Source organism: Nocardia sp. NBC_01377 (assembly GCF_045040005.1).
Lineage (GTDB): Bacteria > Actinomycetota > Actinomycetes > Mycobacteriales > Mycobacteriaceae > Nocardia > Nocardia noduli.
This window is the reverse complement of the sequence record NZ_CP109566.1, coordinates 2,708,315-2,732,155: the sequence shown is the minus strand read 5'-3', so window position 1 is coordinate 2,732,155 and position 23,841 is coordinate 2,708,315. Positions and strand designations below refer to the sequence as shown.

Below are 23,841 nucleotides of genomic sequence, written 5' to 3'. Positions count from 1 at the left end.
CTCACCGCAATGGGTCTGCGTCACCATCCGCACTGCTCAAAGCCCGAATCCACGTTGTGCGATCAACGACCTTCTCCCAGGATGCGCTGCACATCAGCGACGATATTCACTAATATCTGGTACTCACTAACAGTAGTTCTTCGATACCAGAAACTTCTCTCTTCAACGCGAAAGGCACATGATGGCGTCGTTGTTGTTCCGGCTCGGCCGGTTCTCATTCGGGAAGAAGTGGTGGGTGATCAGCGCGTGGCTCGTCACCCTGATCGCGGCGGCGAGCCTCATGAGCGCCCTGCAACCCCAGTTCGCCAAGGATTTCAGCCTTCCCGGAACCGACTCGGGCACCGCGACCGAACAGGTCGAGCAGTATTTCCCCGCCGTCATGGCACAACAGTCGCGGGCCTCGACCAGCGTCTTGGTCGCAGCCGATGACGGGCTTGCCTCACACCGCGACCAGCTCGACAGACTCGTCTCCGACCTGCGAGCACTGCCGGAGCTGACTGATCCGGGCACGGTCGTCGATCCACTGGCACTGGCGCAGGCCCGGCCCGAACTGTCCACCTCGGTCCTTGGTGACAACGGAAAGGTGGGCCTGATCCAGATCCGGCAGAACACCGAGATCATGGACCTGACCACCGATCAGAAGGACGCACTGACCTCGATCCTCGACCGCAATCGCGGCAACGGGCTGCAGGTCGAGGCCACCGGATCGCTCATGCAGGTCAGCGAAGCAGGCGGAAAGGCGGAAGCGATCGGATTCGTCGTCGCCTTCGTCATCATGATCATCGCCTTCGGCGCGCTGGTCGCCTCGTTCATCCCGCTCGTCACCGGCCTGGTCGGCGTGGGCCTGACCATCATGCTGCTGAACCTCAGCGCCGAGGTGATCTCGATCAACGAGAGCGCCACCGGCATCGTCACGATGCTCGGCATCGCCCTGTCCATCGACTACGCACTGTTCATCGTCTCGCGTTACCGCAGTGAGCTCACCCGCGGCGGCACCCCCGAAGACGCCATAGGACGTGCGGTTGGTACCGCGGGATCCGCGGTAGTGTTCGCCGGACTCACCGTGGCGATCGCGGTCGCCGCACTGATGGTCGTCGGGATTCCGCTCATCACCCAGATGGGTCTGGGCGCTGCCGTCGCCGTCGTCATCGCGGTCCTCGGAGCATTGACCTTGATCCCGGCTCTTCTGGGCGCGGCCGGACGGTTCGCGTTCGCGCCCCGCATCCCCTGGATCAAACACGCCGAACCGTCGGAAACCGCGGAAACCAACGGAGTTCGCTTCGGCCGCACCGTGGTTCGCCGACCATTGCCGTTCATCATCATAGGCCTGCTCGCCCTGGCCGTCGCCGCCATCCCCGCCACGAAACTCGAACTCGGCCTCTCACTGACCAGCGAGGACGAAGTCCCCGCGCAGACATTGCTGCAGCGCGGATTCGGCGAAGGCATCAACGGACCACTGCTGGTCGTCCTGCACGCGGAGGAAGGTCGAACCGTCGACGCGGCCGCCGACGAAACCGTCGCGGGCATCAAGACTCTCGCCAACGTCGCCAACACCGCACAGCTCACCTGGACCGGTGACGGAACCACTCGACCCGACATCGACGCGCGCGCAGCTCTGATCAGCGTCACCCCGAACAGTGGACCCGCCGCGCAGGCTACCCACGACCTCATGGAACAGATCCGAGACCTCGCACCAGCGGCCGAGCGAGCCGGAGCCGAACTACACGTCGGCGGTCAGACCGCGATCACCTCGGATCTGTCCGCCAAACTGAGCAGCGCGCTCATCCCCTACCTGATCGTCGTCATCGGACTTGCTTTTCTGATCATGGTTCTGGTGTTCCGATCGCTATGGGTGCCCCTGATCGGAACCGTCGGATTCGTCTTCTCCATCCTGGCCACCTTCGGGGTCACCGTCGCCATATTCCAAGAAGGCGACTTCGGACTGATCAGCCACACCCAACCGATCATCTCGTTCCTACCGATCTTCCTCATCGGGGTCGTATTCGGCCTGGCCATGGACTATCAGGTCTTCCTGGTGACCCGCATGCGCGAAGAGTTCGTGCACGGCATGAACACCAAGGACGCGATCATTACCGGCTACCGTCACGGCGCACGCGTAGTCACCTCCGCCGCGATCATCATGATCAGCGTATTCGCCGCATTCATGCTCTCCCCCGACACCACAGCCAAGATGATCGGCTTCGCACTCGCCGCCGCAGTACTGTTCGACGCCTTCGTCATCCGCATGCTGGTGGTTCCCGCCATCCTCTCGCTGCTCGGCGACCGCGCCTGGCACCTGCCGAAGTGGCTGGACCGATGGGTACCCGATGTCGATATCGAAGGCGGCGCGGTACGCAACCGCGGCATCGCGATCACGGAACAGACCGATCGCGTTCCGGCAGCCGCCGGTATGGGCTCGCAGCGGTGAGCGCGCAAAGAATCCCTCTCGCTCGATGACCCTTCGCCCGCCTTGCCTGCCGCAGCCGCGGCGTGCGCTACCTCGGCGGCGACCGCCGAGGTAGCGCACGCCTGGTCGCCGGATCGGACCGCGTCGTAGAGATCCGGATGTTGCCCTCCGCTGGCCCGCGACCACGAACGGGTGACGAGCTGACACAATGTCCACTTTGCTGAACAGGTCTCGATAGCCCCAAAAACACTGAAAACAATGACCTTTCACGCCTTAGTCTCGATCCACCGACGAGAGTGCGGGGGGTTCAGGCCGTCGAGTGCGTGGCGGCGGCGGCATGCCACAACTGCTGCCATGCGGTGGCCCAGGGCCAGTGGGCGGGCAGGTGTAGGACGGGTTGACAGCGTTGCGGTCGGGCGAAACGAGCGGGGACGGCGATGATCTTGCGGCGCAGTGTGGTTGCGCGTGCCCTGCCCAGTTGTGGGTCGGCGAGTGCCCCGGCGGCGCGTAGTAGGTTGTGGGTGATCCCGGCGCAGAGCACTGCTGCACGTGATGTCCCAGTCGGTCGGATGGTCCGGTGCTACTTCCCTGGACCGCACACCTATACTACGGTGACCGGGCCTTGCTCGAGCGCCGGTACGAGAGTATGCGGCGACTCGTCGTCGGGATGGAAGAGCGCGCTCGCGTCAAGGGTCGAGGCCGCTATCTCCTCGACACTTGATTCCATTTCGGTGGGTGGCTCACAAGCGTGCTTCCTGGTTGTCCCAGATCGAACTGGGCGCAACGACAATCTGGGAGACGCGGGAAGGCTACGACAACGCGGGCAACGGTAAGGAATCACACAACCCCTACGCCCTCGGTTGCGTCGCCGACTGGTTGACCGAGGAACTGGCGGGAATGTCTTCTGACAGTCCGGGCTATCGTCACATACGATTCGCACCCGTTGTGGCCCAACAACTCTCCACGCCGAGAGTACGCTCGACACACATTTCGGATCCGCACGCAGCGCACGGAAGCGCGACGGGGACCGGATACTTCTCGAAGTGACGGTGCCACCGGGGGCGACAGCGAAGGTCGTGGGGCCCTGGGCCGACGAATCGACTACCACCGCCGCGATAATCGGCTCGGCTCGGGGAACCAGGTCTTCGAGACTGCCTCCTCGGAATTGTTCGCCTGAATGAGGAAGCACCCCGACACGGACAACCTCCGAGCCCGATTGTCACGTGACGATGCGTGCACCCATCCTGACACCTTTGCCTCGGACGCGCCTCGGGATTGCCCGCCGCTGCCAGCCCACACTGCTGGCGCGCCGGGCAGTGACATGCCGGCAAATGCCCGACCAGCCGCACCAGACCTCGAATCAGGCCGTCGAACCGTGTGCGACGCCGGGCCGCGGCGTCAAGCCCGCTCGAACTCCGAGTGCGGCAGCTTCTCCCCTGGTGGAAACATCCAGCTTCTTGAGCACACCCGCAACGTGGAATTTGACCGTGCTCTCGGCGACACCCAGTTCGTCGGCGATCACTTTGTTGCGTTTCCCCATGGCGACCAATACCAGCACTTCCCGCTGTCTGGGATTCAGTCTGGCCAGCAACGTCTGGTCGGGCGCGGCAACGGGGGGTTCGAGCGGCAGCCGGACGACCACTCGACATCCCCAGCCTGGAACGGATTCCAGTTCCGCTTCCGCGTGCAATGCCTGGACTCGCCCTTGAAGACTGCGGCGTAGCGCCTCGATCTCCACATCGCCCGCGCCCTGGTCCCTCACATCGACGGTCAATACCTGCGCATCCGAGGCCCAAGCAATCCGCAGCCGTGAATCGCCCCGACCTACCAGCCCCAGCACCGCTGTCTTCGTGATCGCCCGTGCGCCGGAGGCGACCTCCCCTGGAATCGAGGGACTGTCGGCCCGTGGCGGAACATACTCCACGTCGAGTTCACGATCCCTCAGCAGCGACACGATCTCTTCACGTAACCGCGTGAACGCGGCGGCGGGCCGCTCTTCGCCCAACACGCGGTCGATTGCCCGGGTGGACCGAATCGCGACCAGCGCTACGGACGCGGCATCGGCGGCGATACTACGGGCCCGCCGGTCATCCAGTCGCGGCGATCGCAACGTGGCCAAGATGCCTGCCACGGTCGCCTCGTGCGTGGCGGTCAACTCGTCGATCGTACGGGCCCGCGCACTCGATGCCGCGCGGGACTCGGCCAGATAGTCCGGGCCCGCCTGCGCTACCTGCTGACGGATCGAAGTAGCGACCATACCGAAGACAGCGGCCAGCCCACTCGGATCGGGAATATCGATCTCGGCACGCGGAAAGAGCACGAGCAGCGTATCGGTGACATCACGAACCAGCCACACCCAACGCTCGCCACCAGCCAATCGAACAGACCTGACCGCGTGATGCCCCAGCGGGACAGTCAGTTTCAGCTCTTCCAGTGCCTCGATCGTCACTTGTCCGACAACCTCGGCCTGCCCAGCCACTTTGCGAGGGCGACCCGTGCATTCCCGTGTGAAGATCACCAATGCCGTGTGCGGCCACGACTCGGCGAGGTATCGCGACATACGCCGCGCTATATCGCTGAGCGGTCCGGAAATCACATCGCACAACCCGCGCAGCCGCGCCACTTCTACCTCGGTCCAAGACGCTGAGTCGCTCACCACCCGGAGTGTAGGCCGACAGAGATAGAGGCATCAGCGACCCTACCTAGCCAGAAGGGTAGGTTTCGCTATCCACCGGACCAGGGGCAACCCCCCACTTTCCGCGTTAGCTTCGACCTCGGCCCTGCAAACGCTTGCACCGGCTGGATCACACGCCCAATCGAAGGAAACGGACACATGCCACAACAGGTACGCGGGGTCATAGCCAGGTCGAAAGGATCGTCGGTGGAGCTCACCGACATCCTCATTCCCGATCCCGGGCCCGGCGAGGTGGTCGTGGCAGTCGCAGCATGTGGCGTGTGTCATACCGACCTCACCTACCGCGAGGGGGGCATCAATGACGAGTTCCCATTCTTGCTCGGCCACGAAGCGGCGGGCACCGTGGAACAGGTCGGTGAAGGTGTCGAGTCCGTGGCCCCCGGCGACTTCGTCATCTTGAATTGGCGGGCGACATGCGGACACTGCCGCGCCTGCAAGCGTGGTCGCCCGCAATACTGCTTCGACACCTTCAACGCCACGCAGAAGATGACCTTGCTGGACGGCACCGAACTCACCCCCGCGCTTGGCATCGGCGCCTTCGCGGACAAGACTCTTGTCCACGCCGGACAGTGCACGAAGGTGGATCCCGGCGCAGATCCGGCCGTGGTGGGCTTGCTGGGTTGCGGCGTCATGGCCGGACTGGGCGCCGCGATGAATACCGGCGGCGTAGGTCGCGGGGATTCCGTCGCGGTGATCGGCTGCGGCGGGGTGGGAAACGCCGCCGTCGTCGGTTCACGGCTCGCAGGCGCGTCCACCATCATCGCCGTGGACCGCGACAAGAAGAAACTCGAATGGGCCTACGAACTGGGCGCGACTCACACTGTCGACGCGACCGAAACCGACGCGGTCGCCGCTATCCAGGAGCTCACCAACGGTTTCGGCGCCGACGTGGTCATCGATGCCGTCGGCCGCCCGGAGACCTGGGAACAAGCCTTCTACGCCCGCGACCTGGCAGGCACCGTCGTTCTGGTCGGAGTTCCCACACCTGATATGCGCCTCGATATGCCGCTGATCGACTTCTTCTCCCGCGGTGGGTCATTGAAGTCATCCTGGTACGGCGATTGCCTACCCGAGCGGGATTTCCCGATGCTGGTCGACCTCTACCAACAGGGCCGACTGCCACTGGAGAAGTTCGTCACCGAGAGAATCGGCCTCGATTGCGTCGAGGAAGCGTTCCACACCATGCACGCGGGTGAAGTCCTGCGTTCGGTTGTCGTCTTGTGAGCGGCACACTACGCATCGATCGCGTCGTCACTTCCGGGGTCTTCGAACTCGACGGCGGAACCTGGGAGGTCGACAACAACGTGTGGGTCCTCGGCGACGACGACCAAGTGGTCGTCATCGACGCCGCGCACGACTCGAAGCCGATCATCGAAGCCGTCGCCGGGCGCGATGTCGTCGCCGTCGTGTGCACTCACGGACACAATGACCACGTCACCCACGCACCCGAACTCGCCGAGGATCTCTACGCTCCGGTCCTGCTGCACCCCGGCGACGAGAAGCTCTGGGAAATGAGCCATCCCGGTTCTCGCTACTGGCATCTGAGCCACCAACAGCGCATCGCGCTCGCCGGGACCGAGGTGCATATCATCCATACACCAGGCCATTCACCCGGGTCGATCTGCCTCTATGTTCCCGAGGCCGAGACGTTGTTCTCCGGTGACACGCTCTTTTCCGGAGGCCCCGGCGCCACCGGCCGTTCATTCTCGGACTTTCCCACGATCATCGATTCCGTGCGGGAGCGAATTCTCACCCTCCCCGAAGATACCCGAGTGTTCCCCGGCCATGGGGACAACACCACCGTCGCCACCGAAGCACCACACCTGTCAGATTGGATCGCGCGAGGCTTCTGACAGCACATAGCCGACGTCACCGCCGCCTCCCTCGCATACTCGTGCCAGGGAGGCGGCGGTCATGTTTCCCGGTTTACCGACACATCGCGCGGGGCTCCGACACGGCGATGCCATCGACGGATGTCACCCGGGGCCGGATGCGCCGAAACCGCTGTACGCGATGATCTTCGAATGCTGACGGCGAAATTCGGGGCTCCTCGCCGACAGTTCTACCCGGGCGGGCGCTACCCCCTGTGCTCGATCGAACAGCGCGTCACCGTCATACACGGCTGATTTCACGCACACTCACTGTCCTCGTCCGCACGGAAACGCTGAGACCCGCCAATGCCGCGATGATCAAACAGCCCGCCGCGTACCAGACATTGCCGATGGGTGTGTCGTCGCTGGTGATGCCGTCGACCGCTCCGAAATAGTCCGGCAGGGCAGACACCCACAGGACCGCGAGCACTACCAGATAGATAGGGGCGAAGACTCGGACGAACTCGTTGGTCGGAATTCCCTCGGCACTGTTGCGGTGACGCGACCATTGCTGCACGAGTACCGGCACGGAGATCGCGGCGAAAATGACCAACTCGATCCAGAACACGATCGCTTGCGCGGTGGTGTTCGGCGTGTCGCCGCGGCCGACCACCGAAGACGGGGTACTGAGAATGCCGATGCCGACCGGTACCAGGACCCCGGCGACGACCGAGCGCCATCCGAGACTCACACCGCTCAACCGTGCCGGGCTCGCCGATTCAGCCAGCTTCTCGGATTTCCGACCCACCAGTCCCATCACCAGCAGGGTAGCCGCGAAGGGACCGAGCGTGGCGAAGATGACCATGCTCGTCATGGGTACCGAGGCCGCCAATGGATGGTTGGTCGCGTTGTCGGTGTTCCAAGCCCACCAGCGCAACTGAGGACCGAGCTGATCGAATACCTCGTAGAAGCAATGGTGGACGAATCCGACACAGATCGCGCCGACGACGATGCCCCGATCCCGGAACACCCCGAGGCTGCGTACGATTTCGAAAGCCACTGTGATCACCGCGGGATAGAGAGCGATGATGTACAGCGGCAATCGTTCGAACATGAACTGAACCGTGAACGCGTTGTGCGCGAACACGATTCCCAGATCTTCTTCGATTCCGAAACTGTCCGGGAAGTACAGCGGAATCTCGATGACGAACAGATAGACCACCGTCGCGATCCAGAGTGCCAGGTTGACGGGGTCACCGTGGCGGCGCAGTCGTCGGATGGAGTACCACAACGCCAGCACTGCGCCTGCGACCATCATCAACTCCACTACCGGCAGAGTCCAGTTCGACAATCCGAACGGGTTGCGTAGATGGATGATCGCAGGGGCGTCCTGGCAGGTGAAGTCGCCCAGTTTTCGTGCGATTTCATCGAAGGTGGGATTGCACTGACCGGCCAACGGATATCTCAACTAGCGATCTGGGCAGAGTACCAGCGTGTGACGTCTTCGCCCTTATCCCATCGCTCGAACCAGCAGTCGGCGAACTTCGGCAGCACCGCGTGTGCCGGATTGTGAAAAGGTGTCTGGCTCATCAGGACCCTGGCAGCGGCCACGAATTTCTCTCGCCACGACACGGTCGCGAAACCCGGGGGCGCGATCGAGGACGGCTTCTTGGTGCCGAACGGAAGCCTGTCCCACAGCGAGGGCTCGGCCTCACCGACCGCCAGCCGAGTACGCGCATCGATCTTGCGATCCGATTCCGGCACGTGCTCGTTGACGCCGTCGGCGATGATCCCCATCACCTCGATGAGGTGTTTGACGACCGAGGGGATCGACTTCATACGAAACCAGGTGTCCCCGTAGGCTTCGTTGTAGATCACCATCGCCGAACTGCGATGCTCGACTTCTTCGACGAAGTGCCACAGGAACAACGACGCCACGCGATCGTCGCCGGGACGGAAGAGCGTGTCCTCGTTGTCGAGCATCAGCTTCATACTCGGCGTGAAGGTCGCCTCGAGGTTGGCGATGTAGGCCAGCCGGTATTTCAAGGAAGTGTTCGCGGCGAGAGAGTCGTAACTCGCGATCGCCTTGTCCAGTGTCTGCGCGAGACCGGGGTAGCGCTTGCACAGGGCACCGACGTGCTTGCGGTGCGAACTCGAATGCTGGGCCTCCTGGCGCAGGAACGCCAACGCCTCCGCGGCCACATCCGGATCTCCGAGAAGAGGTTTGGCTTCCTGCACCGCGGCTACGATCATCTGCTCGAAGCAGATCGCGATAAAAGATGTGGCATTCATCGAGAACGAGAAGGACGGATTGCCCGGATTCCATTCCCACGGGACGTCCTCGGTGAAGTCGAACTTCGGACGGCGAACTTCGAGGTCGGTCATGCTGTTCCTCCAGTGACACTGATTACACGCAATGCTCACAAGTGTGACATTGATGTAATGTAAGCTGGGTCGCAGAAGGAGTCAAGACTGCATGGGCCGTAAAGGGTGGGCGGGCTCACCGCCGCGAGATGATGACGAGGCGCGCAAACGCATCGTCGACGCCACGCTGCGCGTCATCGATCGACGCGGGGCCGGGGACACAACCGTGGCCGATATCGCCGAGACCCTCGGCATCACCCGCCGGACCATCTACCGATACTTCGCCAGCACCGAGGAGCTGTTCACCACTGTCGCCGAAATCGCGCTGGAGAGTTTCAACACGCAGATCGAGGCCATGACCGCGGATCTGGATGTCGCGGATCAACTGGTCGAAGTGGTGGCATACATCATCGAGCGACTGCCACACGAACCCCAACTGACCCTGCTGCTCGCCAACGACCGTTCCAACATGTTCAGCCGAACGATGCTCAAACCCGTGTGGATCGCACGGGGACGCACCGTGCTGCACAGCACCCATATCAAGTGGGCGGACCTCGGCTACGACGATCGGACCGTCGATGAACTCCTCGAATTCCTCCTTCGAATGATCCAGTCGATGGTTGTCGCGCCGATCGATCCCCCGCGGTCGAGTGCCGAGCTACGCGCATACCTGCACCGCTGGGTAGGTCCGGCGCTGCGCTAGCATCCGCGCCAGGAAGTTGAAGGAGATCGAAAAGGCTTGTTGCGATCGATCGAGCACTCAGGGCTCGTCGGCGCGTACCACGCGACACCGAAGGGGTGTCGACGTTCTACACGATCATTCAGGAGTGTGCCGATGACCGGATCGCCAGTACCTCAGCAAGACACCGCAATCCAGTCCGCTGCGACGATTCTGCTGGATGGCGCGGAATCCCTCGTCCAGGTCGGCTCCGAGGAGACCGTACTCGAGGCCGCCCGGCGTGCCGGATTGAATCCCCCGTACTCCTGCGAGTCGGGCATCTGCGGCACCTGCATGGCACGTCTCAGCGAAGGACGCGTCGAGATGCGCACAAACGAGGTGCTGAGCGACGACGATGTGGCCGAAGGCTACATACTCACCTGCCAGTCGCTCCCGCAGACCCCGGCGGTCACGGTCGAGTACGAGTGATCCGCCGATCAATCCCGGTCCGCGGCGCAGACCTCTGCGACCGGGATTGGACATCGACGTCGCGATTCCGCACCAGCGGCCGCAAATCGTCGCGGCAGCCGCTCGAACTCGGCCGAGAGAAACGATGACGCCCAGTTCGCGCAGCGTCGTCCGCGAGGCGGCGGGAACGGGCACGACCGGTGGTGACTCGTCGGCGCGGGCGAGGTCGACGTGTCGGGAGAGCGGCATCTCTGCACGCTGGGCCGCCAATCCTCCAGCCGTACTACCAATCCGGGGCTCGTACGCACCGTACGAGCCCTGACGTCGAGTTCGGCGAAGTCGGCGATTTCGCGTCCGCCCGTTCGACATCTGCTGCGCGCGACGCCGAAACTGCAAGGCAAGCAAGCTCGCGATCAGCCACTCGACGATCGCATATTTCCTTCGGGGAGACCACCGCCTGCTCGTCGAACAATTCACACGCATCCCGGGTGAGCTTCAACTCGGCCTCCAGTTGGACAATCCGTCGATGCTCAGAGGCCAATTCGTCGGCCTCAGCGCTCAGCAAGCCTTCGCGGACTCCCGCATCGACTAGCTTCTGAGCCTTCCACTTGACCAGTGTGGCCGCGGAAATTCCTGTCTCAGAAGTAATCTCGGCAACAGGCTCCCCAGAATGCAGTCTCGCACACACCTGCCTGCGCACAGACTGCGGATACGATTTCGGCACCATGACCTCTCCTGACGGTCGGTTTGCCTCAACTCTCATAAGAGTGGTCTCCTCCCTCAGGGGCCAGTCACCCGGACCGAACCGACGGGGGTCAGGTCGGGATCCGGTTCCTCGCGAAGGCGAGGGCCACGGCGATCCCCTCAGCGGCGAGAGTCGCCACCGCCGAGAAGGTCGTTTCGAAAGCGTTGGAGTCGAACACATAGGGCGCGGTGTACTGGTAGCCCATCTCGAGTGTCTCCCGCGCACCGGAATTGAACAACGCCCCGATCCGCATCGTCGTGCAGGACATGACCTTGACACGGGCGTCGGACCCGGCGGCGAGTTCGATGTATTGACGGCCGGTCAGTGGCGCGGCCGTGGGCAAGTGCCAGATGCTGCCCCGCGCGGCCGGATCGGCGCCGAGGATTGTCAAAGCGTTTCCGATGTCGGGCGTAAAGGTGAGAGAGTGAGGCTTGTCCGCGTCGTAGAGCCAGGTTCCGTCTTTGCCTACCGCGATCTTGTCGAGGGCGAAGGTGTTGAACACGCTGGTCGTCGCGCCGGGACCGTAGAAGTCCGCGCTTCGGCCCACCGTGTAGACGAGTCCGCGCTCGGCGGCAGCGGTGGCCAGGGCCCGCAACGCGTCGGCGCGAACGCGACCTTTCTTACCGGCGGGGTTTATGGGTGTCTGCTCGGTCATCGAGCCCTCTACCCGACCGTAGGCGTACACGTTGTCGAAATAGACGAGGTGGATGTCGTGTGTCAACGCGGCTTCGATCGCATTGGCCACGATGACCGGCCACTGCTCCGCCCAGATGCGGGCGGAGTACGGTAGCCCGGCGGTCAGGTAGGCGGTGTGCGCTCCAGCGACCGCACGCGAAACATCCTCGGCGACAAGGAGGTCCGCGGTGATCGACCGAGCTCCCTCGACGGTGGAGGGGCGGCGTCCTACCGAGGCGGCATTCTCACCGCGATTCAGCAGGGCGCGCAGCGTTTCTCGTCCGATGACCCCGTTGCCTCCGAGGACGACGTGGGTTGGCCTGGTGGTCATGTTCGGTCTCGTTTCGTGTCGGCGGGAAACAGATCGTGCGTGGCGTCTTGCTGAGCGAGGCGGCGAAGACCGGCGAAGAGCGGATCGCCGAGAACCGAACCCACGACCATGAGTTCAGCAATCCGGTCCGGCGTTTGCCGCGTGGTCAGCGCACGCAGGTCCGCCGCGGCCGCGGCCGATGCGGCGGTCGCGTAGGCGGTGAGATAGGTGTCGGGAGCGTCGAACCCGATCGCGCGGAGCCCGTCGAGAGCGCGTGCCGCGGCATTGATTCCAGGGTTGTCGGCGCTGATGGCCCAGCCCTGCGAATGGGCGATCTGCGTTACGCGGTCTCGTGATTCAGCGCTGGGAGTGGACTCACTGGTACGTGGAGTGCTCATCGCGTGCTGCGCGACCGCGAACGTCTCCGCAAGAGAAGAGTCCCCCGCATCCAACGTCTCGATCACGGCCTTTGTCGCCGCGATCGACAAACCGCCGGTCTCCAACAGTGCACGGATCAGGCGGACCCGTTGGACATGAGCATCGCTGTATTCGGCCTGATTGGGGGCCGATCGCTCCCCCTCTGGTACCAACCTTTCCCGTTGGTAGTACTTCACCGCAGAGAGCGGGACTCCTGCCTGCCTCGCCAATTCGGATACTCGCACTATTGGATAGTATCACTATCCAATAGCCGTATGCCGCATGCCGCATGCTCACTACCGGTAGGTCACCAGCGCGACGCCCGGAGCCGAGACGATCTGGATATCCGCGTCGTCGGCGACCCGGATGTGCAGGAAGCCACCCTCGATCGAGATCCGCGCGTCCTGCACCGTGCGCGCGGGCTGTCCCTCGCGATCGAGCAGCGTGTAGCCCTCGGCCAGTTCGACGCGGGCGGCATCGCGCCATGCCTGGTTCATCTTCGATCCTTCCGTCGAGGTCGCGGCCGGGAAATCCAGTTCCGGCCCGGCGATGTGGTTGAAGTAGTTCGACAGCACGTTCAGGGCGATATGGCCGGTGATATCGCCGATCTCGGCGTCGGAGACGCCCCCGGCGCGAGCGGCGGCGAGTGCGGCGTCATCGATCCGGCCTCGGGTCCGCAGGATGTCGCGCGCCAACCGCAGGACCGCGTCGGAGTGCGGCTCATCGGAGCGGGCGTCGCGGGTATCGGCGATCTCACGCTCGCCGAACCCCATGCGACCGGCGCGCATGGTGTGCGCGGCGACGCAGTAGTCGCAACCGTTCTCGGCGGCGATCAGCAGGGCCAGCTGTTCACGCAGCCGCGCGCCGAGCACGCCCGCCGTCAGCGCGTCGCGCAGATCGAGGTAGCCGCGCAGTGCGGCGGGGCTGTTCGCCAGGGCGGCATAGAGATTCGGGACTCGCTCATGGGAGGTGCATGCGATCGCGGCGTTGGCCGGACATCGGCACACGGACTCGACGCTGCGCTACATCCACCTGTCGGGCCGGGATCTCGCCGACAAACTCGCCCGCGGCATGCAGCACATCCACGCCTCACGCGTCGCGGCCCTGACCGGCGCCGATCATGTGGTGGTGCCCCGGTGACCGTCACCGCGACTACCGAGGAACCGGGCAGCCATCGACGTCGGCAGTCACCGATCTATGCAGACCGATACGACACGACAGCGGCGCTACGGGCCCGGGAGAAGGAAGCGATCACCGAACTCGGGCTCGACAATCTGCGTCGGCTGGCTCGCCATGATCCCACCGCGCGGGGATGGCGGCAGGTCCGACGGTTGGTGCGCCCGCTCGACGATGCTGCTGCCGCGCTGCGGGTGCCGGTGACATCGCACCGGCGCAGGGCGACGCTCGACGCCACCGCGGTGGTGTTGCTGCACTGCGCGCAGACCGGCCGCGTTTTCTGGTCGTGGACCGAGCAGCAGTGGGCCGGGCTCATCGGCGCGGACTCCCGCGAGTTCCGCGCGGCGGTGCCGGGCTGGGCCGACGACGCGGTGCGTCCCTATCTGGCCGCGCACGCATTCCTGCTCGGCGGCTTCACCGCGTTCTACCGACTCGGCAGTTTCAGCCGACTTACCTTGGCCTGGAACATCTTCGGCCGCGAGCGGGTCATCATGACCGCGAAGTCGAACTGGTCGTTGTCGACACATTCGCCGGTCTGCCGCTTGTGATGGTGGGTCCCCACGGCCGGAGGTCCCGACAGTTGGCACTCCGACGCGCAGAAACTCGCCCGATCTGTCGAGAGTTCTCGACAGTAGCGCGACAAGGTGGTGCCGGGCGTCGGCCGGCTCGGGTGACACCGCGCCACATGAGGTCGATCGCCTGCGGACCGACTGTGAATATGTGTTCATTCCATTGCCTGTCTTGTGTGATCAATCGAATGAAGTTACGGTGAAAGTGATTCAGAACTCAACCTGATCATGATCGTGCCGTTGTCAGTAGGGAGTTCGCGGATGCCGTCTAGGCCGATGAGCGGGGTGCGGGTGGTCGAGGTTGCCCAGTTCACGTATGTGCCTGTGTCGGGCGCGGTGCTCGCCGATTGGGGAGCTGATGTGATCGAGGTGGAACACGCGGTGCGTGGTGATGCCCAGCGTGGTCTCCGAAATCTCGGTGGTATGGAGGCCGACGGTGGGTTCGCGCCGATCATGGAGCATCCCAACCGCAGTAAACGTGGTATCGGTTTGGCGTTGGAGAAGCCGGAAGCTCTCGAGATTCTTTACGACATCGTGCGGGCGTGTGATGTCTTCGTGACCAATTTCTTGTCCGACGCGCGTCGGAAACTCGGGATCGATGTCGAGGATATTCGGGCGGTCAATCCCGATATCATCTATGTCCGGGGAACTGCTCTGGGGGCCCGTGGACCCGAGGCGGACAAGGGCGGCTACGACTCACCGAGCTTCCCGTCTTGTTGAACTCCGGCCACTGTCGGGTCGACGCTCTCGGAGTGGCTGGCACATCCGATCGGCGGCCCGATCCTGCGGTCCCGTCTATCACCCTCACCGGCGGCCCCGCGGTCTGCGCCTGGCCGAGGAGCGAGTCTCAACCTGGGGTGAAGACCACGTTGTTTCCGATATCGACCAAGGACGCTCGGCCGACTTTCGGTATCGTGGACGAGCAGGGCGAGATCGACCAGACCGCGGCGCGCTCTGCTATCCCGGACGGCATCAGCTCGTTCTTCCTATTCCGGCACCCGACCGTCGCGGGTGAGGTCGCGACGATGAACGCGATTCAATCTTGGGTGATCGAGTATGCTCCTCTCGGCATCCCGGTGCTGTTCGACTGCGAAGGTTCCCACGGCCCCTCGCTGGCTGGCGCGATGACGTTCCCACAGTCGATCGGGCTGGGCAACAGTCGGAATTGGGATTTGATCGGCCGGGTTTTCGGCGTCATTCGGAAGGAGCTTCGCGTAGCGGGTTTCTCGGTGGCGCTCGCGCCGGTGCTCGATCTGGCGGAGTCGGTCTCTGAGATCCTCGAGAGCTGGTACGAAGGGCAGGAGACCGGTAATGCGATCATGGGCATCCTGTTCGGCGACGTCAATCCGTCCGGGCGGCTGCCTGTCACGATCGCGCGCAACGCCGGGCAGCTTGGGATCTTCTACAACCGCAAACCCGCGGCGCGTCCGGGCTACGTGTTCGACGACAACTCGCCGCTACCCGTTGGGCTTCGGCCTGGGTTACACGGACTTCGGCTACGGCGACCCGGAGCTCGACCGCACCGAGATCAGCCGCGACGGCACGGTCACCCTGTCGGTGACGATCGCGAATACCGGAGCGCGGACAAGAAGGTCGTTGCGCTGTACGTGCATCCCGAGGTCAGCAGTGTCGTACACCCGGTTCTTCGACGCGTCGGTTTCGAGCACATCGAACTCGAGGCCTGCAAGAGCGCGATCGTGACCAGTCCCGGACTCCGGCCGGGACTTCCCGCAGGGGTGGGAACGCGATTACCGCGGCGCAGCCCTCGCGTACATCCCCTCGAGGTCACCGAGGACGCCAGAACACTGCTCGGAGACGGACCAGTGACCTTACCGTCCCGGTGCGCAGCCTCACGACACCCCGAGTCACAACCCACGGGCCGGCCTACGCCGACCCCGAACCGAGAGGAAACACCCATGAGTGATCGACTGAAAGGCCGGACTGCGCTGGTGACCGGTAGCGGCAACGGCATCGGAAAGGAACTCGCCATCCGACTCGCCGCCGAAGGGGCGAACGTGGTCGTGAACGATCTGGGCACGAGCGTCGGCGGCGAGGGGCGCAGCTCCGAGGCCGCTGACGGCACCGTCGCCGCGATCGTCGAGGCGGGAGGAGTCGCCGTACCGAGCTACGATTCGATCGCCGAGCCCGAGGGAGCCGCCAACGCCGTCCAGGTAGCCGTCGACAACTTCGGTGCCTGCGATATCGTCGTGGCCAACGCCGGTGCCCTTGTCGCCGGTGCGATGGCCGGGCTTCAGGCGGACGACGAGTCGTGGCAGAAGCTGCTCAACCTGTATATCGGGCAGAAGTTCTGGCTGGCTCGTGCGGCTGTCCCGGGGATGGTCGAGCGCGGTTGGGGACGAATGTTGTTCGCCACGTCGGAGATCGCGCGTGGAACTCAGGCCAACCCGCTGGGCGCTATCGCGATGAACGGCGGGATCGGTCTGTGTCACGACCTCGCGCATCAGTACAGAGGCACCGGACTGACCTTCAATTGCTATGCCCCCGCAGCAGGCACCCGCACGTTCGACCTCTACAAAGATCAAATGGACGAGGCTCTCCGCGCACAGGGCGTGCCGGAGGACCAGTTCGGACAGTTCTACCTGCCCCCGGCGGACCTCATCGCACCGATGCTCACCTGGCTGTGCACGGATGCTGCCGCCGATGTCACCGGACAGGTATTCGCGGTCAAGGGATCGGAAGTCACACGCTGGACCGACGTGACGGACGGTCCGGTCATCCTCAAAGACAACGACCTGCGCAGCCTCTGGACGCTGGACGAACTCGACCGGGCCGTGCCGGATGGATTGTTCTCGCCCGAGGTCTGATCATTCGGCGACCGGGAGCCGGGGACCCGGCCGCTCCCGGTCGCCGTCCGAGTGATAGACGAGCGATCCGTCAGAGATGCAGCCCGAAAATCCGGTCTATGACGGGTGCGAATCGTATGTGACGATAGCCCCGCCTCGAGGTGGCCTATTCGCATGCACAAATCCTGAGAAGTGCGCCGATCTCGAGTGGGAGTGGGCCGGTGCTGATGGCGCAGAAGGGCACCGAACGCCCAGCTGCCCGACATGCGTGGGCGTCGCCCCTGGATCAAGACCATCGCGACAAGGCCGACGCTGATTGGTGCTCGTGGTCTTGCGGTGGTGACGGCTCCGGTGATTGCGCGGGCGATGGCGTCGGGGCTGGCGGCAAGTCGTGGGGAGCCGCAGCCGCACGGGGTTCATCGACATCGTCACCACCGCGATGGCAGCCGCACCGACCGAAAGCCCCTACACGCTTGCCACAGGTAGGCCGTCAGCTCGGGTGTCCGGGCCAGGTGTTGGGCTGTGGCCCCGGCCTATTCCCGATGAGGTGCCGGCAATCAGGACCGTAGTAGTGGCCACTGCGCGGTCATGCTTCGCCGTCAGTGGTGATGTCGAAAGCGTTGAGGAAGTTGCAGACCAGTTGGTAGAAGCCGACGGTGAGCACGAAGTCGGCGAGCTCGGTGACGGTGAACAGTTCCAGGGCTTCGGTGCGGGTCGTTTCGCCGAGGGTGTGGTCGTTGAGCAGCTCGTCGGTCCAGCGCAATACGGCGGCCTCGTCGGCGCTGATGCCCTCACCCGATCCTGTCGCGGACGCGGCGATCGCTTCTTCGCTGAGTCCGATCGCGCGGGCGAATCGTTCGTGATGGTGCAGTTCGTAGGCGGCTTCATAGACGTGGCCCACGCGCAGGATCGCCAGTTCGCGTAGCGCGAAGGGCACCGAGTTGGTTTGCAGCATGGCATCGGCCATGCTCAGAAAGCTCACGCCCATGCCGTGGGAGTGGGCGACCATGCGGTAGATGTTGGCGGTGTGTGTGGCCAGTGCCTGCTGCAGTTGTTCGGGCAGCGTGGCGGGGTCGGGGTAGGCGATCGTAGTCATGGTCGGTCCCTAAGTTTGTAGGTGTCTGGGGTTGGTGCCCTGGATGCCCAGAGCGGTGGGGTGTAGCTGATGGTTGCTTGCCGTTGGTTTGGCTTCAAAGGACTGGCTGCCCCACCGCGCTGGACACTCCGACCGCTGATTGAGAGCTTGTTGCGGGTCGTCGCTGTTTAGGGATCTGTCGGCGGGGTTGTCCACGGGCGTAACCGTTTTCGAGTCAGGAGCACGCGGGTGACTACTCGCCCTCAGATGTGGGTCGGGATCGACGTCGGCAAGCAAGCGCATCACGCGTGCGCGGTCGACGAGACCGGCAAGACGGTGTTCAGCCAGAAATTCGGCAACGACCAAGCCTCGATCGAGACGTTGATCGCCCGCGCCGGCCAGGCCGCGCAACAGGTGCGGTGGGCGATCGATCTGACCAGTCCGATGGCGTTGCTGCTGATCACGGTCTTGTTGGCCGCTGATCAAGCGGTGACGTATGTGCCGGGCCGGGTGGTCAATACGATGGCCCACGGATTCCGCGGCGAAGGGAAAACCGACGCCAAGGACGCGAAGGTGATCGCCGAGACCGCCCGCATGCGCCGCGATCTGGGGCAGGTCACGATGCCCGACGAGCTGGTGGTCGGGTTGACCCAGCTGACCAGCTACCGCACCGACCTCATGAGCGACTGGGTCGCCGGGATCAACCGATTGCGGGCTCTGCTCGGGTCGATCTTCCCGACGTTGGAGGCAGCGTTCGATTTCTCGAACCGGACCCCGTTGATACTGGTCGCCGGAATGTGCACGCCTGCGGAGATTTGCGCCGCCGGAATCGACGGTGTCACAACATATTTGACCGACAACGGGGCATGGAAGCCCGGCATCGTCAAGGCCGCGGCCGCTGCGGTCGATGCCGCCGGGCGCCAAAGCCTGGCCCTGCCGGGCGAGGCCGATACCGCGATGCTGGTCAAACGTATCGCCCGAAAGCTGCTGGACCTCGATCGCGAGATCAAGGACACCGACAAGCTCATCACCGCACGTTTCCGGGAACACCCGTGGGCGCACATCATCGAGTCGCTGCCCGGGATGGGACCGGGTTTGGGTGCTGAGTTCCTCGTTGGCACCGGTGGTGACCTGGCCAATTTCGCCAGCGCCGGACGTTTGGCGTCCTACGCCGGTTTGGTCCCGGTCCCGCGCGATTCCGGTCGAGTTTCGGGCAACCTGCACCGTCCGAAGCGCTACAACCGGCGCATGCGGCGTGTCTTCTACATGGCCGCCCTGTCGAGCTTGCGCTACGAGAACGGGCCGTCGCGGCGGTTCTACGACCGAAAACGCGGTGAACGGCAGATACATACCCAGGCCCTTCTAGCTCTGGCCCGGCGGCTGGTCGATGTGTTGTGGGCGTTGCTGCGTGACGGTCGTGAATTCAGCGTCGGCAACCCGGCTCCGGTGGCCGCTGCGGCTTGACACGGTCATTGAGAGTCCTTCGGTACTCACTGCAGTTTGTCGATGTCGCCGCGGATGGGTTCGCTGCCGTCCCAGGTGGCGGCGACCTCGCGGATGTAGCGGAAGAACAGGCCCTTTGGCCCACTGATGTCGGAGATCTCGATGATGTGGCCGAAGGTCTTCTCGGTGTCGAGGTAGGCGAAACGGCCCTGCTCGCCCCCGATCGAGCCTTCGTGGCCGACTACGTAGCCCGATTCCAGGGCCTTGTCGTAGAGACCTTGGAAGTCTTCGCTCCAGTAGGCGATGTGCTGCAGGCCTTCGCGACCGGAGTCCAGGAATTCCCGGTACAGCGACGGCGCGTCGTTGCGGGGCTGGATCAGTTCGATCTGCACGTCGCCGGAATTGGCGAGGGCGACACTCATTTTCATCGGCGACGGTGTGCCGCGGTGGGTGAAGTAGTCGGTTTCGACGTCGTGGACGTAGAACCACGGGCCGACGCCGTGGGCGATCCACCGCCGCATTTCAGCGTTGATATCGCGGACGACGTAGCCCATTTGGGCGATGCTGCCGAAGATCCGGCTCATGGAATCGGTACTTTCTGTGCGTGTTTCGGGCGCGCCATCCTGGCGCGGTCTGCTCTGCGGGACTGCGCTGTCGGGCGTGGCTGGGTTGGTCCGTCGGGCCGGCTAGGTGCGGCCGAGTGCGCGGTCGAGCAGGTGGGAGTCGTGGGCGTTGACCAGCAGCAGGTCCGGCTCGGCGGTATTCCACAGCTCGGTGAGCCGTCGATGGTTGGCCTTGACCTGTTTCCAGTCGTAGGCGGTGACTCGTTCCATCGCGGTGATCGCACGCGGGGCCGAATTGCTGCCGTCGAGCTGGCCGTGGTGATAGAAGGAGTCACCCACGTGCAGCAGCCAGCGATCGCCGGCGTCGACCGCCACGGCGGCGTGGCCGCGACTGTGGCCGGGCAGATTGATCAACACGATGCCCGAGGCGATATCGGTGAGTTCTTCGGCGCCGGCGAAACCGCGCCAGGATTCACCGGCGACCGGGGTGTGTTCGACCAGGGTTGGGTTGTGCGAGCGTTGGGCTGCGACGTAGCGCTCCCGCTCCATGAAGGTGCGGGGATGCTGCGCGGCGAAGGACTCCGCGCTGGTGAGATGCACCTGAGCCCAGGGGAAGTCGGCCAACCCCCCGGCGTGATCGGCATCGAAATGGGTCAGCACGATATGGCGCACATCGTGCGGGTCGAATCCGAGGCGCCGGATCTGCATGATCGCGGCTTCGGAAGGGTCGAAGACGGGCCGGACATAGTGGCGGCCCGGTCCGAACCGCTCGGCAGGAGAGAGCGAGTCGTGCAGCCCCAGCCCGGAATCCACGAGGACCAACCCTCCGGGGGTTTCTACCAGCAGTACGTGGCAGACCAGCCCTGCGGGGGTGAAGTGCGGGTGCATGGTGCCGCAGTTGAGGTGATGGACTCTCATCCGCCCAGTGCCGCTTTCATCTCGTCCATGACGGCCGGGTCGCCGCTGAGCAGAGCGGGGTCGATCACCTGGATGGGGTTGGTGCCGTCCCAGTTGGCGGCGGCGAGTTCGATGAAGTCGAACACGAATTTCTTGGTGCCGCCGAAGTCGGAGATCTCGACGACGGTGCCGGGGTGGTGTTCGGTCTCGAGGTAGGCGAATCCGCCTGTAGCGCCGCCGATCTCGCCTTTCTGCCCGACAGTGAACCCGGCAGCCAGGGCACGGTCGTAGAGGTCCTGGTAGTTCTCGTTCCAGCAGGCGAAGTGCTGCATGCCCTCATGGTCGGCGTCGAGGAAGTCCTTGTCCATCGAGGGTTCGTCGTTGACCGGGCTGATGAGCTCGATCTGGATGTCGCCGCTGTTGGCGACCGCGACATCCATGACCATTCCCGACGGTTCGCCACGGTAGGTGAAGCTCCCCGACTGCAGGCCCTTGAGGTAGAACCAGGGCCCGATTCCACTGTCGACAAAGCCGCGCATGGAAGCTTCGATATCGCGCACGACATAGCCGATCTGGCGGATCGTGCCGAACATATTGGCCCGTTGCGCCGGGGCGGGCGCCGACCCGGGATGGGTGGCGGCGAGGCGGCCGATGCTGACGATCGTTCCGCCGATGGCGGTGGCGGCGGGCAGGGCGGCGAACAGGTCGCCGCCCACGTGGTCGAGGGTGATGTCCACGCCGGTGCCGCCGACGATCAGCACGCTGTTGCCGACGGTGAAACCCGCCCGTGTCACCAGCGCGTCGTGTTCGGTGGTCAACCCGACGGGCAACGTTGCTGCCTCCTCGAAGCTCAGACCGTCCGGAATGGGCACGAGCAACCGCGGATCACACAGAGCGTAGTCGGCGAACGCGGCGACGGTGATGCCCATAACGCGCGTCCCGGCACGCAGGTGCGGAGCCAGCGGGCTCGAAGTCTCCACGATGCCGGCGACCTCCATCCCGGCGGTGAATTCCCCGGACTGCTGGGACTTGGCGGTATAGCTGCCGTCGAGGGCATACAGGTCGGCGTGGTTTATTCCGGCGGCCATGACCTGGATGCGGATCGCTCCGAGATGGCTCAGGGAGTCGATGTCGCGCAGCTGCCAAGTCTTGCCGGCGCCGCCGATGAGTGCACGCATGTGCGGGGTTCCTAATCAGTTCTGGGAGTAAGCCGTCCGGCAAACTCCTTGGTGGTAGCCGGCTGGTAGGTGAGCACTCGTGGTTCCTGGACATCGAGTCCTGATGAAAGACAGTGCCCCTGCCGGTGGGTCGGGAGAGTTGATCGCTGCTGGGATGTCGTGCCTGCCGCTTCGGCGGCGTGAGCATTGCTTGATTAGGTCGCTGATAGTTCTCCTGCGGGCTGCCGAAGAGGTGGTGATCGATATCGAGTACGGGAGAATCGTTGAGGTTGTTCGTTGGTGATGACTGGGCCGAGGCGCATCACGATGTGGAGGTGATGGACAATTCGGGCCGCCGCCTGGCCAAGGCCCGGCTGCCCGAGGGCGTGGCCGGGATGGCGAAGCTGCACGCGATCATCGGCGACCTGGTAGGCGAGGATGCCGATGAGGTCGAGGTGCTGATCGGGATCGAGACCGATCGCGGCCCGTGGGTGAGTGCCTTGGTCGCCGCCGGATACGCGGTGCTGGCGGTGAATCCGTTGCAAGCGGCGAGGTTTCGTGACCGGCTCGGGGTGTCGAGGGCGAAAAGCGACGCCGCCGACGCGCACGTGCTGGCGGACATGGTCCGCACCCACGCCCACGAGCTGCGCCCGGTCGCCGGTGACTCCGACCGCGCCGAGGCGGTCGAAGTCGTGGCCCGAACCCACAAGAGCATGATCTGGGAACGAACCCGCCACACCCAGCGGCTGCGACACACCCTGCGCGACTACTTCCCCGCAGCGCTGGATGCGTTCGACGACCTCGACGCCGCCGACACCCTGGAACTGCTGGGCAAAGCACCCACCCCGGCCCGGGCCGCCCGGCTGACGATCGCCCAGATCAGTGCCGCGATGAAACGAGCACGCCGCAAGAACATCGCCGACAAGGCCCCGATCATCCAGGCCGCGCTGCGCGCCGATCACCTCGGACAACCCGAGATCGTCACACAAGCCTATGCCGCCTCTGTTCATTCGCTGCTGGCTGTCCCGGGCGTGCTGAACACCCAGATCAAGACCCTCGCCGAGCAGGTCGATGCCCATTTTGGGCAGCACCCGGCCGCTGAGATCATCCTGTCCCAGCCGGGACTGGGGACAATCCTCGGCGCCCGGGTGCTCGCAGAATTCGGTGACGACCCGACCCGCTACGCCAGCGCCAAGGCCCGCAAGAACTACGCGGGCACCTCCCCGATCACCCGCGCGTCGGGCAAGAAGAAAGTCGCCCTGGCGCGGTTCGTGCACAACGACCGCCTGATCGACGCCCTCACCGCCCAGGCCCAGACCGCGATGATGCGTTCCCCGGACGCCCGCGCCTACTACGACAAGCAGCGAGCCCGCGGCGTCAACCACTACCCCGCCCTGCGTCAACTCGCCAACCGACTCGTGGGAATCCTGCACGGCTGCCTCAAAACCGGAACCCCCTACAACGAGGCCACAGCCTGGCCGCTGTCGGCTCAGAAGGCTGCTGCTTGACATTCAACCCTCCTGGGATGTCTTTCACAGCATTGGGAAATGTCGTCCGGCTCGCGCGGCGGGCGGCCTGTGGGCTACCGACTCGGCCGACTCGGGTCT

Annotated in this window: 23 protein-coding genes and 2 pseudogenes; 13 read left to right on the top strand and 12 right to left on the bottom strand. The window is 64.4% G+C overall.

Annotation, left to right across the window (positions count from 1 at the left end; genetic code table 11):
• The first annotated feature begins 181 nt into the window (after positions 1-181).
• Positions 182-2,428: an MMPL family transporter gene (locus OG225_RS12570; RefSeq protein WP_405183250.1), complete on the top strand. Its 2,247-nt coding sequence runs from the start codon at positions 182-184 to the stop codon at positions 2,426-2,428.
• Positions 2,429-2,714: 286 nt separating this feature from the next.
• Here OG225_RS12570 and OG225_RS12565 read toward each other — a convergent pair.
• A pseudogene (locus tag OG225_RS12565) lies at positions 2,715-2,966 on the bottom strand (IS1380 family transposase); the annotation flags it as partial.
• Between the two features lie 176 nt (positions 2,967-3,142).
• Here OG225_RS12565 and OG225_RS12560 point away from each other — a divergent pair.
• Positions 3,143-3,454 carry a hypothetical protein gene (locus OG225_RS12560; RefSeq protein WP_405181831.1) on the top strand — a complete coding sequence of 104 codons (312 nt, stop codon included), beginning with the start codon at positions 3,143-3,145 and terminating at the stop codon, positions 3,452-3,454.
• Positions 3,340-3,588 carry an alpha-L-rhamnosidase C-terminal domain-containing protein gene (locus tag OG225_RS12555; RefSeq protein WP_405183249.1) on the top strand — a complete coding sequence of 83 codons (249 nt, stop codon included), beginning with the start codon at positions 3,340-3,342 and terminating at the stop codon, positions 3,586-3,588. The genes OG225_RS12560 and OG225_RS12555 overlap by 115 nt, the downstream gene beginning before the upstream one ends.
• Before the next feature lie 179 nt (positions 3,589-3,767).
• Here the strand turns inward: OG225_RS12555 and OG225_RS12550 are convergent, their stop codons facing one another.
• Positions 3,768-4,967 (bottom strand): LuxR C-terminal-related transcriptional regulator, encoded by a 1,200-nt coding sequence (locus OG225_RS12550; RefSeq protein WP_405183248.1) that lies wholly within the window; start codon positions 4,965-4,967, stop codon positions 3,768-3,770.
• 273 nt (positions 4,968-5,240) lie between these two features.
• Between OG225_RS12550 and OG225_RS12545 the strand changes: the two genes are divergently transcribed.
• Entirely contained in the window at positions 5,241-6,326 is a 1,086-nt protein-coding gene (locus tag OG225_RS12545; protein WP_405181830.1) for an S-(hydroxymethyl)mycothiol dehydrogenase, read from the top strand.
• Entirely contained in the window at positions 6,323-6,955 is a 633-nt protein-coding gene (locus OG225_RS12540; protein WP_405181829.1) for an MBL fold metallo-hydrolase, read from the top strand. Before OG225_RS12545 ends, OG225_RS12540 begins: the two co-directional genes overlap by 4 nt.
• A gap of 259 nt (positions 6,956-7,214) precedes the next feature.
• Here the strand turns inward: OG225_RS12540 and OG225_RS12535 are convergent, their stop codons facing one another.
• Both OG225_RS12535 and OG225_RS12530 read right to left on the bottom strand, forming a co-directional pair.
• On the bottom strand, positions 7,215-8,381 hold the full coding sequence (locus OG225_RS12535) for a hypothetical protein (RefSeq protein WP_405181828.1): 1,167 nt from the start codon (positions 8,379-8,381) through the stop codon (positions 7,215-7,217).
• A complete protein-coding gene (locus OG225_RS12530) occupies positions 8,378-9,298 on the bottom strand; it encodes a metal-dependent hydrolase (protein ID WP_405181827.1) in 921 nt (306 codons plus the stop codon). Before OG225_RS12530 ends, OG225_RS12535 begins: the two co-directional genes overlap by 4 nt.
• Before the next feature lie 91 nt (positions 9,299-9,389).
• Here OG225_RS12530 and OG225_RS12525 point away from each other — a divergent pair, with 91 nt between their 5' ends.
• Both OG225_RS12525 and OG225_RS12520 read left to right on the top strand, forming a co-directional pair.
• A complete protein-coding gene (locus tag OG225_RS12525; protein ID WP_405181826.1) occupies positions 9,390-9,980 on the top strand; it encodes a TetR/AcrR family transcriptional regulator in 591 nt (196 codons plus the stop codon).
• Positions 9,981-10,112: 132 nt separating this feature from the next.
• Positions 10,113-10,424 (top strand): 2Fe-2S iron-sulfur cluster-binding protein, encoded by a 312-nt coding sequence (locus tag OG225_RS12520; protein ID WP_216917757.1) that lies wholly within the window; start codon positions 10,113-10,115, stop codon positions 10,422-10,424.
• A 262-nt stretch (positions 10,425-10,686) separates the two neighbouring features.
• Here the strand turns inward: OG225_RS12520 and OG225_RS12515 are convergent, their stop codons facing one another.
• From OG225_RS12515 to OG225_RS12500, 4 genes are all read right to left on the bottom strand, one after another.
• Positions 10,687-11,130, bottom strand: coding sequence for a transposase (locus OG225_RS12515; protein ID WP_405181825.1), 444 nt, complete (start codon positions 11,128-11,130; stop codon positions 10,687-10,689).
• An 88-nt stretch (positions 11,131-11,218) separates the two neighbouring features.
• Positions 11,219-12,154: an NAD-dependent epimerase/dehydratase family protein gene (locus OG225_RS12510; protein WP_405181824.1), complete on the bottom strand. Its 936-nt coding sequence runs from the start codon at positions 12,152-12,154 to the stop codon at positions 11,219-11,221.
• Positions 12,151-12,795, bottom strand: a complete 645-nt coding sequence (locus OG225_RS12505; protein ID WP_405181823.1) for a MerR family transcriptional regulator — start codon at positions 12,793-12,795, stop codon at positions 12,151-12,153. The genes OG225_RS12510 and OG225_RS12505 overlap by 4 nt, the downstream gene beginning before the upstream one ends.
• A gap of 51 nt (positions 12,796-12,846) precedes the next feature.
• Positions 12,847-13,557, bottom strand: a complete 711-nt coding sequence (locus tag OG225_RS12500) for a carboxymuconolactone decarboxylase family protein (protein WP_405181822.1) — start codon at positions 13,555-13,557, stop codon at positions 12,847-12,849.
• Here OG225_RS12500 and OG225_RS12495 point away from each other — a divergent pair.
• The 4 genes and pseudogenes from OG225_RS12495 (at position 13,538) to OG225_RS12480 (ending at position 17,120) form a co-directional block, all read left to right on the top strand.
• Positions 13,538-13,690, top strand: a complete 153-nt coding sequence (locus tag OG225_RS12495; RefSeq protein ID WP_405181821.1) for a hypothetical protein — start codon at positions 13,538-13,540, stop codon at positions 13,688-13,690. The two genes, OG225_RS12500 and OG225_RS12495, sit on opposite strands and share 20 nt — an antisense overlap.
• A complete protein-coding gene (locus OG225_RS12490; RefSeq protein WP_405181820.1) occupies positions 13,687-14,274 on the top strand; it encodes a hypothetical protein in 588 nt (195 codons plus the stop codon). Before OG225_RS12495 ends, OG225_RS12490 begins: the two co-directional genes overlap by 4 nt.
• A 297-nt stretch (positions 14,275-14,571) precedes the next feature.
• A pseudogene (locus tag OG225_RS12485) lies at positions 14,572-15,003 on the top strand (CoA transferase); the annotation flags it as partial.
• Between the two features lie 317 nt (positions 15,004-15,320).
• The gene (locus OG225_RS12480) at positions 15,321-17,120 is read left to right on the top strand and encodes an SDR family NAD(P)-dependent oxidoreductase (RefSeq protein WP_405183247.1); all 1,800 of its coding nucleotides are present in this window, start codon (positions 15,321-15,323) and stop codon (positions 17,118-17,120) included.
• A gap of 565 nt (positions 17,121-17,685) precedes the next feature.
• Here the strand turns inward: OG225_RS12480 and OG225_RS12475 are convergent.
• Positions 17,686-18,195 carry a carboxymuconolactone decarboxylase family protein gene (locus OG225_RS12475; protein ID WP_405181819.1) on the bottom strand — a complete coding sequence of 170 codons (510 nt, stop codon included), beginning with the start codon at positions 18,193-18,195 and terminating at the stop codon, positions 17,686-17,688.
• A gap of 228 nt (positions 18,196-18,423) precedes the next feature.
• On the opposite strand from OG225_RS12475, the gene OG225_RS12470 reads away from it, so the two are divergent.
• Positions 18,424-19,638, top strand: coding sequence for an IS110 family transposase (locus OG225_RS12470; protein WP_405179552.1), 1,215 nt, complete (start codon positions 18,424-18,426; stop codon positions 19,636-19,638).
• Positions 19,639-19,664: 26 nt separating this feature from the next.
• On the opposite strand, the gene OG225_RS12465 is transcribed toward OG225_RS12470, so the two are convergent.
• The 3 genes from OG225_RS12465 to OG225_RS12455 form a co-directional block, all read right to left on the bottom strand.
• The gene (locus OG225_RS12465) at positions 19,665-20,201 is read right to left on the bottom strand and encodes a VOC family protein (protein WP_405181818.1); all 537 of its coding nucleotides are present in this window, start codon (positions 20,199-20,201) and stop codon (positions 19,665-19,667) included.
• 102 nt (positions 20,202-20,303) lie between these two features.
• Positions 20,304-21,098, bottom strand: a complete 795-nt coding sequence (locus OG225_RS12460) for an MBL fold metallo-hydrolase (RefSeq protein ID WP_405181817.1) — start codon at positions 21,096-21,098, stop codon at positions 20,304-20,306.
• The gene (locus OG225_RS12455; RefSeq protein ID WP_405181816.1) at positions 21,095-22,255 is read right to left on the bottom strand and encodes a VOC family protein; all 1,161 of its coding nucleotides are present in this window, start codon (positions 22,253-22,255) and stop codon (positions 21,095-21,097) included. Before OG225_RS12455 ends, OG225_RS12460 begins: the two co-directional genes overlap by 4 nt.
• A gap of 263 nt (positions 22,256-22,518) precedes the next feature.
• Between OG225_RS12455 and OG225_RS12450 the strand changes: the two genes are divergently transcribed.
• Complete coding sequence (locus OG225_RS12450; RefSeq protein ID WP_405176899.1) at positions 22,519-23,742, top strand: IS110 family transposase; 1,224 nt, start codon at positions 22,519-22,521, stop codon at positions 23,740-23,742.
• Positions 23,743-23,841 lie beyond the last annotated feature (99 nt).